Origin of the sequence: Streptomyces sp. NRRL S-495 (genome assembly GCF_000966955.1) — a bacterium.
Lineage (GTDB): Bacteria > Actinomycetota > Actinomycetes > Streptomycetales > Streptomycetaceae > Kitasatospora > Kitasatospora purpeofusca.
The window spans coordinates 1-7,221 of sequence record NZ_JZWY01001029.1; the positions used below are offsets into that span (position 1 = coordinate 1).

The window sequence follows — 7,221 nt, forward strand, 5'->3', positions numbered from 1 at the left end:
GCCGCCCTGCACCGGCGGCACGGTCGGGCCGTCGGAGGCGGCGACCCGCAGCTCCCAGAGCGAGTAGCCCCAGGCGGTGCCCCGGGCCAGGCCGTTGAGCCGGACGTAGCGGCCGCTGCCGGAGACGGCGAGGGTCTCGGTGCCGCCGGTGCCGTTCGCGGTGGCGTAGAGGGTCCGCCAGGTGACGCCGTCGTCGGAGGACTGGATCTGGTAGGCGCGGCCGTACGCCGCCTCCCAGGCGAGTTCGACCCGGCACAGCTGCCGCACCGAGCCGAGGTCGACCTGCAGCCACTGCGGGTCGGCGAAGGCGGAGGACCAGCGGGTGCCGGGGTCGCCGTCGACGGCGTTGGCGGCGGACAGGCCCGCGTTCTCGGTGGAGGAGGCGCTGGCCGGGCGGCCCCGCGCGGCGTCCGCGGCACCGCAGTCGGCGGCGGCAGGGGCGGCGGCTGCGGGGCTGCGGGGGCGGCGGCGCTGGACGCGCCGGTGGCGGGGGCCGCGAGGGCGGCCGGTCCCGGCAGGGCGAGGGTGGTGGCCGCGAGCAGGGCGAGACCGAGCCTGGCGGCCGGCCCCCCGCGACGCGGGCGTGCTGAAGTGAGCCTCATGGGCTGCTCCTGCGGTGGGGGTGGGTGAAGGCGGAGGCGCACACCGCGGCCCGTGCCCGGTACGCCGTTGGGCGCCGGGCGGTGGGGAACGACGGGACGGCTCGACGGGTCCGCGCACCGGCCGGCTCGGGGTTCGGCCGGTGCGCGCACGGACCCGCCGCGGCGGGCGGTCACCTGGTGCGTGACGGAGCGCCGCCGGCCCGGGGTCCGGGCCCGGGGAGCGCCCCCGACCGGGAGTCTCGGGGCAGTCGATCCGGGGTGTCAACCCCTCGCGGCGACTTTCCTCACGGCGTGAACTTGCTTGCAGGACAAGGAATTACCGAAGAATCCCAGCTCAGGCCCACAGCCCGGCCGGTGCCGCAGCACCCGTCACCCCGGAGCCCGTCACCGCGGCACCCGTCGCCGCGGTGTCCGCCCGGCGCGGGAACTCCCCGCCGGAGTCCAGGAAGTCGGAGAGCGGCAGGGTCGCCGCGCCCACCGTGACCGCCGCCGGACCGAGCGTGCCCAGCACGATCTCGGTCTGCTCGCGCGGGAAGCGCAGAGCGTACTCGGTGGCGGCCGCGCGGATCCCGGGCAGCAGCCGGGGGCCGAGCAGCAGTCCGGCCCAGCCGCCGATCACGATCCGCTCCGGGTTGAACAGGTTGACCAGGTCGGCGATGGCCGCACCGAGGTACTCGGCGGCCTCGTCGAGCAGGGCGACCGCGGCCGGATCGCCCGCCCCGGCGGCCGCCAGCAGGGCCGCCAGCCCCGCTTTCTCCCCGCCGCCGGGCGGTGCCGCGCCCCACCGCGCGACCAGCGCCTCGGCCCCGACGTACGCCTCCAGGCAGCCGCGCGCGCCGCACCGGCAGCGCCGTCCGCCGACGTGCACCTTGGTGTGGCCCCACTCGCCCGCGCTGCTGGTGGCGCCCCGGAAGCGGGCACCGTCGGCGATCACGCAGGCGCCGACGCCGGAGCCGAACAGGGCGACCACCGCGTGCCGGGCGCCGCGCCCGGCGCCGAACCACATCTCCGCCTGGCCGAGGGTCTTCGCGCCGTTGTCGACGAACAGCGGCAGATCGGTGCCGGCCCGCAGCATCCGGCCGAGCGGGACCGCGTCCCAGCCGACGGTCTGGCCGTGCACCACGGCACCCGCACCGCCCCCGGCGTCCGACCCGACGCCGGACGCGCCGCCTCCCCGCGCGACGAGCCCCCGTCCGACGACCCCCTGCTCGACAATCCCCTGCTCGACGATGCCGGGCACGCCGACGCCCACGCCGAGCACCGTCGCCGGGTCGGTCCCGGTGCGCTCCAGCACCTCGGCCAGCCCGGCCAGGATCAGCTCCGCCACATGGCCCGAGTCGTGGCCCCGGTCGTCCAACGGCCGGTCACTGGCGGCCAGTTCTGTCCTGGCCAGATCGAACAGCGCGACCCGGACCTGGGTCTCGCCGACGTCCACACCGACCAGGTGGGCCCGGCCGGCGGCGACCCGGAGCAGGATCCGGGGCCGCCCGCCGTCCGACTCCACCGAGCCGCACTCCTCGATCAGGCCGTCGGCGAGCAGCTCGCCGGTTACATTGCTGATCGAGCCGGCGCTCAGCCCGGTGATCGAGCCGAGCTCCTGGCGGCTGAGCGGCCCGTCGAAGTACAGCCGCCGCAGCAGCGTGGACCGGCTGCCTCTGCGCAGGTCACGCACCGTCTTCTTGCCTCGCGCGGTCATGGGATCTCCCTCCTGCCCCGAATCTATCGCTGTCCGAACCCTTGACGGAAGCTTTTCTCACACGTTAAATCACGCCTCGAATTAAGTATCGCAGCACCGGACTTCACCCGAGAGGGGATCCCTCCATGCCCATCGTCCGCGCCGCCGCCGCCAGCGCGCTGGCCGCCGCGCTCGTCCTCACCGCCACCGCCTGCGGCGGGGGCTCCGCACCCGGCGGCGGGAGCGACAGCAGCCCCGGCACGCTCACCTACTGGGCCTCCAACCAGGGCACCAGCCTGGAGAACGACCGCCAGGTGCTGGAACCCGAGCTGCGGAAGTTCGAGCAGCAGACCGGCATCAAGGTGAAACTGGAGGTCATCCCCTGGTCGGACCTGCTCAACCGGATCCTCGCCGCCGCCGGCTCCGGCCAGGGCCCCGACGTGCTCAACATCGGCAACACCTGGTCCGCCTCGCTCCAGGCCACCGGCGCCCTGCGGCCCTTCGACGCCGCCACCCTCGCGAAGACCGGCGGCAAGGAGCGGTTCCTGCCCGCCGCCCTCGCCTCGGCCGGCGCCGCCGGCCAGGACCCGGCCGCCGTCCCGCTCTACTCGATGGCCTACGGCCTGTACTGGAACAAGAAGCTCTTCGCCGAGGCCGGGATCGACCGCGCGCCGGCCACCTGGGAGGAACTGGTCGCCGACGGGAAGAAGCTCACCACCGGCGGCCGCTACGGCCTCGCCGTCGAGGGCGGCAACATCAGCGAGAACGTCCACCACGCCTTCACCCTCGCCAAGCAGCACGGCGCCGACTTCTTCGACCCCTCCGGCCGCCCCGCCTTCGACAGCCCGGGCGCCGTCGCCGCGGTCAAGCAGTACGTCGACCTGCTCGGCACCGAGCGGATCGCCGCCGCGGGCAACGCCGAGTACGCCAACAACCAGTCCGTCACCGACTTCGCCACCGGCAAGGCCGCCATGCTGCTGTGGCAGGCCGCCGGGGCCAACCTCAAGTCCCACGGCATGGCCGCCGAGGACTACGGCGTCGCCCCCGTCCCGATTCCGGCCGGAGCCAGCGGCGAACGCGCCACCACCTCGATGGTCGCCGGGATCAACCTCGCCGTCTTCCGCGCCACCAGGAACACCGAAGGGGCACTGAAGTTCGTGGCCTTCATGACCGGCACCGAGGAGCAGACCGTGCTCAACAAGGCCTACGGCACCATCCCCCCGGTCGTCGACGCCCAGCGCGACCCCGCCTTCGCCACCCCCGAACTCGGCACCCTGGCCGCCGTCCTGGGCCAGAGCGCCCGCCCGCTGCCCCAGGTGCCCGCCGAGAGCCAGTTCGAGACCCTGGTCGGCACCGCGGTGAAGAACCTGCTCGCCTCGGCCGCCGCCGGCAAGGCCGTCACCGAGGACGGCGTCCGCTCCGAACTCACCCGGGCCCAGCAGCAGATGCCGGCCAACTGACGTGATCCGAGGCCGAATCGACCGACTGCGCCGACGCGCCGGAACCACCGCCCTCCCCTATCTGCTGCTGATACCCGCCCTGCTGCTCGAACTCGCCGTCCACCTGGTGCCGATGGTGCTCGGCACCGTGATGAGCTTCAAGCGGCTCACCCAGTTCTTCATCCGCGACTGGACCGCCGCTCCCTGGGCCGGACTCGCCAACTTCCGCACCGCGGTGGACTTCGACGCCCCGGTCGGCCGGGCCCTGCTGCACTCCTTCTGGGTCACCTGCGCCTTCACCGTGCTCGCCGTCGGCCTCGCCTGGCTGATCGGCACCACCGCCGCCGTGCTGATGCAGGACGCCTTCCGCGGCCGCGGCCTGCTGCGCGCCGTGTTCCTGCTGCCCTACGCACTGCCGGTCTACGCGGCGGTCATCACCTGGTCGTTCATGTTCCAGCGGGACACCGGCCTGATCAACCACGTGCTGCACGACCAGCTCCACCTGGTCGACGACAAGCCGTTCTGGCTGCTCGGCGACAACAGCTTCGCCGCGCTGGTCACCGTCTCGGTCTGGCGCAGCTGGCCGTTCGCCTTCCTGACCCTCACCGCCGGGCTGCAGAACATCCCGCGCGAGCTCTACGAGGCGGCCGCGCTGGACGGCGCCGGCGTCTGGCAGCAGATCCGCCGGATCACCCTGCCCTCGCTGCGGCCGGTCAACCAGGTCCTGGTGCTGGTGCTCTTCCTCTGGACCTTCAACGACTTCAACACCCCCTACCTGCTGTTCGGCCGCTCGGCCCCCGCCGCGGCCGACCTGATCTCCGTGCACATCTACCAATCCTCCTTCGTCACCTGGAACTTCGGCGCCGGTTCGGCGATGTCCGTTCTGCTGCTGCTGTTCCTGCTGCTGGTGACGTCCGGCTACCTGCTGCTCACCTCGCGCCGGAAGGACGCCACCGCGTGATCGACCCGCCCGCCTCGTTCCGGTGGCTGCGCCGCGTCCTGCTCGCCGCGCTCACCGTCTTCACGCTCGTCCCGGTCCTGGTGATGCTCGGCAGCTCGCTGAAGCCGCTCCAGGACGTCCAGGGACCGTTCCGCTGGATCCCCAGCACCGTGACCCTGCGCCCCTACGCGGACATCTGGCGCACCGTGCCGCTCGGCCGCTACCTGGTCAACTCCCTGATCGTGGCCGGAGGTTCGACGATCTGCTCGGTCCTGGTCGCGATCGTCGCGGCGTACGCGGTCAGCCGCTACCGTTTCCGCGGCCGGCGCATCTTCACGGTGACGGTGCTGTCCACCCAGATGTTCCCCGGCATCCTGTTCCTGCTCCCGCTCTTCCTGCTCCTCGTCAACGTCGGCAACGCCACCGGGGTCGCCCTGTACGGCAGCCGCGGCGGTCTGATCCTCACCTACCTGACCTTCTCGCTGCCGTTCTCGATCTGGATGCTGGTCGGCTACTTCGACTCCATTCCGCGCGACCTGGACGAGGCCGCGCTGGTCGACGGCTGCGGGCCGGTCCGGGCCCTGGTGCGGATCATCGTCCCGGCGGCGGTGCCCGGCATCGTCGCGGTCGCGGTGTACGCCTTCATGACGGCCTGGGGCGAGGTGCTCTTCGCCTCGGTGCTCACCAACGAGGAGACCCGCACCCTGGCCGTCGGCCTCCAGGGCTACGCCACCCTCAACGACGTCTACTGGAACCAGGTGATGGCCGCCTCGCTGGTGGTCAGCGTCCCGGTGGTGGCCGGCTTCCTGCTGCTCCAGCGCTACCTGGTCGCCGGACTCACCGCCGGGGCCGTCAAATGACCCGCGCACCGCACTCCGACGCCCGCCGCCACCTCCTCCACCGCCCGCCCCACCGCCCCGAAAGGCCCGCCATGACCGACCCCGGCACCCCCCTGGACGCGCTGCCCGACGACTTCCTCTGGGGCGCCGCCACCGCCGCCTACCAGATCGAGGGCGCGGCGGACGCCGACGGGCGCGCCCCCTCGATCTGGGACACCTTCGCGCACACCCCCGGCCGGGTGGCCGGCGGCGACACCGGCGACACCGCCTGCGACCACTACCACCGCTGGCCCGAGGACGTCGCGCTGATGGGCCGGCTCGGCCTCGGCGCCTACCGGTTCTCGATCGCCTGGCCACGCGTGGTGCCGCTCGCCGACGACCGGGTCAACCAGGCCGGCCTGGACTTCTACGACCGGCTGGTGGACGGCCTGCTGGCGGCCGGGATCCGCCCGTTCCCGACCCTCTACCACTGGGACCTCCCGCAGGCCCAGCAGGACCGCGGCGGCTGGCCCGCGCGGGACACCGCCGAGCGCTTCGCCGAGTACACCGCCGCGGTCGCCGCCCGGCTGGGCGACCGGGTCACCGACTGGGCGACGCTCAACGAACCGCTCTGCTCGGCCTGGATCGGCCACCTCGACGGCGCGATGGCCCCCGGCCTGACCGACCTCACCGCCGCCGTCCACGCCTCCTACCACCTGCATCTCGCCCACGGCCTGGCCGTCCAGGTGCTGCGCGAGAACGTCCGGGACGCCCGGATCGGCATCGTCAACAACCTGAGCCCGATCGAACCGGCCACCGGTTCGCCGGCCGACCTCGCCGCCGCCGTCCGCGCCGACGGCCATGTCAACCGCTGGTGGCTCGACCCGATCCACGGCCGGGGTTACCCCGAGGACATGCGACGGGTCTACGGCGTCGACCTGCCGGAGCGGGCCGGGGATCTCGACCTCATCGCCGCGCCGCTCGACTGGCTGGGCCTCAACTACTACTTCCGCCAGATCGTCGCCGACGACCCCACCGGACCGGCCCCGTACATCCGCCAACTGCCCGGCCCCAACCCGGAACACACCGCGATGCCCTGGGAGGTCCACGCGCCCGGTCTGGAGCAGCTGCTGCTCCGGCTCACCGAGGAGTACGACGCCGAGCGGATCTACGTCACCGAGAACGGCTCGGCGTACGCCGACTCCGTGGCCGCCGACGGCAGCGTCCACGACCCGGAGCGGACCGCCTTCCTGGCCGACCACCTCGCCGCCTGTGCCCGCGCCGTCGACCGGGGCGCGCCGCTGGCCGGGTACTTCGCCTGGTCGCTGCTCGACAACTTCGAGTGGGCGTACGGGTACGCCAAGCGCTTCGGGCTCGTGCACGTCGACTACCCGACCCAGCGCCGCACCATCAAGTCCAGCGGCCACCACTACGCGCGGCTGATCGCGGCGCACCGGGGGCGCTGACAGGGCACCACCGGGGGCACGTGGGGCACCGGGGGTGCCGGGAAGCTGCCGGTCGATCTGCCGCCACCCGCCGTTCCGGCGGCCATAACCTGGGCGCCCGGCGCACAGGAACGGACTGACGCGCCGTCAGAACGGCGGCCCCACCGGGCCGCCCCGCACGTCCGGAAGGATCCCGAACCCCACCATGACCAGTCTCCGCACCAGAGCGGCGGCCCTCGCGGCCGTTGCCGCGATCGGCTTCGCCACCTTCGCCTCCGGCACGGCCACCGCCGCCCCCGCCC

5 protein-coding genes and 1 pseudogene are annotated in these 7,221 nt (G+C 73.5%); 4 read left to right on the top strand and 2 right to left on the bottom strand.

The genetic code is table 11. The features are described from left to right. Positions 1-417: pseudogene (locus VR45_RS49630) on the bottom strand (discoidin domain-containing protein); the annotation flags it as partial. A gap of 519 nt (positions 418-936) precedes the next feature. Next, the gene (locus VR45_RS38295; protein ID WP_045944570.1) at positions 937-2,298 is read right to left on the bottom strand and encodes an ROK family transcriptional regulator; all 1,362 of its coding nucleotides are present in this window, start codon (positions 2,296-2,298) and stop codon (positions 937-939) included. Positions 2,299-2,423: 125 nt separating this feature from the next. On the opposite strand from VR45_RS38295, the gene VR45_RS38300 reads away from it, so the two are divergent. From VR45_RS38300 to VR45_RS38315, 4 genes are all read left to right on the top strand, one after another. Beyond that, entirely contained in the window at positions 2,424-3,737 is a 1,314-nt protein-coding gene (locus tag VR45_RS38300) for a sugar ABC transporter substrate-binding protein (RefSeq protein WP_045944571.1), read from the top strand. Between the two features lies 1 nt (position 3,738). Beyond that, positions 3,739-4,677 (top strand): sugar ABC transporter permease, encoded by a 939-nt coding sequence (locus VR45_RS38305; RefSeq protein WP_045944572.1) that lies wholly within the window; start codon positions 3,739-3,741, stop codon positions 4,675-4,677. Next, the gene (locus VR45_RS38310) at positions 4,674-5,516 is read left to right on the top strand and encodes a carbohydrate ABC transporter permease (protein ID WP_045944573.1); all 843 of its coding nucleotides are present in this window, start codon (positions 4,674-4,676) and stop codon (positions 5,514-5,516) included. Before VR45_RS38305 ends, VR45_RS38310 begins: the two co-directional genes overlap by 4 nt. A 71-nt stretch (positions 5,517-5,587) precedes the next feature. Then, entirely contained in the window at positions 5,588-6,940 is a 1,353-nt protein-coding gene (locus tag VR45_RS38315; protein ID WP_045944574.1) for a GH1 family beta-glucosidase, read from the top strand. Positions 6,941-7,221: the final 281 nt, after the last annotated feature.

Coding starts and splice junctions, on each gene's coding strand:
- VR45_RS38295 (WP_045944570.1), bottom strand. CDS start 2,298: ATGACCGCGCGAGGCAAGAAGACGGTGCGTGACCTGCGCAGAGGCAGC.
- VR45_RS38300 (WP_045944571.1), top strand. CDS start 2,424: ATGCCCATCGTCCGCGCCGCCGCCGCCAGCGCGCTGGCCGCCGCGCTC.
- VR45_RS38315 (WP_045944574.1), top strand. CDS start 5,588: ATGACCGACCCCGGCACCCCCCTGGACGCGCTGCCCGACGACTTCCTC.